The 1185-nt window shown below is 59.6% G+C and carries 1 protein-coding gene; it reads left to right on the top strand.

Annotated features, from left to right (window positions below; all coding sequences use genetic code 11):
- Positions 1-68: 68 nt before the first annotated feature.
- Positions 69-1185 (top strand): IS3 family transposase gene (locus DFR67_RS30140; protein ID WP_110473122.1). Its coding sequence is split into 2 segments (ribosomal slippage), with 1118 coding nucleotides annotated over them: positions 69-366 and positions 366-1185; the frame shifts between segments, so codons are not numbered across the junction. This gene is flagged as partial in the annotation.

Here is a 1185-nt window from a genome sequence, read left to right as displayed (position 1 = left end):
GGGATTGCCCCCACTTTGGTTGACATCTGACCTGTGAGATTTGATCTCACGGTGAAAGGATGTTCGACATGCCCAAGCCCTATCCGAAGGAGTTCCGCGCCGATGTGATCGCTGTAGCCCGCAAGGGCGAGGCGACGGTGCGTCAGGTCGCCATAGACTTCGGGATCTCAGAAACCTGTCTGCAGCGCTGGCTCAAGATCGCCGACCACGAGGACGGAATCAACCACTCCAACCGGCAGGCCGGATCGTCGGAGCACGATGAGTCTGCTGAGCTGCGCGAGGCCCGCAAACGGATCAAACTCCTTGAGCAGGAAGCGGAGGTGATGCGCCGGGCCGTGGGCTATCTGTCGCAAAACGTCAACCCAAAATGATGTACCCGCTGGTCCTCGACCTTGCTGGCGACGGAATCCCCGTCACAGTGACCTGCCGGGTGCTCGGATTCTCCACCCAAGCCTTCTACAAGTGGCGTAAATACCCCGTCTCACAACGAGACTGGGACAATGCGCATCTGATCAACGCCGCCCGCAAGATCCACGCCGACGACCCCATGTTCGGATACCGGTTCATCGCCGATGAACTACCTGAGCACGGCATCACCGCCGGCGAAAACCGCGTCGCGCGCCTGTGTAGTCAGGAGCAGATTTGGTCGGTGTTCAGCAAGAAGCGAGGGCTTAACCGCAAGTCGGGGCCGCCGGTCCACGATGACCTCGTCGGCCGTAAGTTCACCGCCGACGAACCCAACCAGGTGTGGCTGACCGATATCACCGAACACTGGACCGACGAGGGCAAGCTATACCTCTGCGCGATCAAAGACCTGTACTCGAACAGGATCGTCGGGTACTCGATCGACAGCCGCATGAAGGCCTCACTCGCGGTCCGGGCACTTCAAAACGCCGTCGATCAACGCAACCCGGCCGGCACCATCGTCCACTCAGATCGCGGCAGCCAGTTCCGGTCTAAGAAGTTCGTAAAGCGACTGTCACGCAATGGATTACATGGATCAATGGGAAGGGTTGGTGCATGCGGAGACAACGCTGCGATGGAGTCGTTCTTCGCGCTCTTGCAGAAGAATGTCCTCGACCAGCAACGGTGGTCTACCCGTGAGCAGCTGCGGATGGCGATCGTGATTTGGATCGAACGGACCTACCATCGCAAGCGCCGCCAACGCAGGCTCGGAAGACTCAC

The sequence above is a fragment of the Williamsia limnetica genome (assembly GCF_003217475.1).
GTDB classification, from domain to species: Bacteria; Actinomycetota; Actinomycetes; order Mycobacteriales; family Mycobacteriaceae; genus Williamsia; species Williamsia limnetica.
This window is presented reverse-complemented; position numbering and strand designations above follow the sequence as displayed.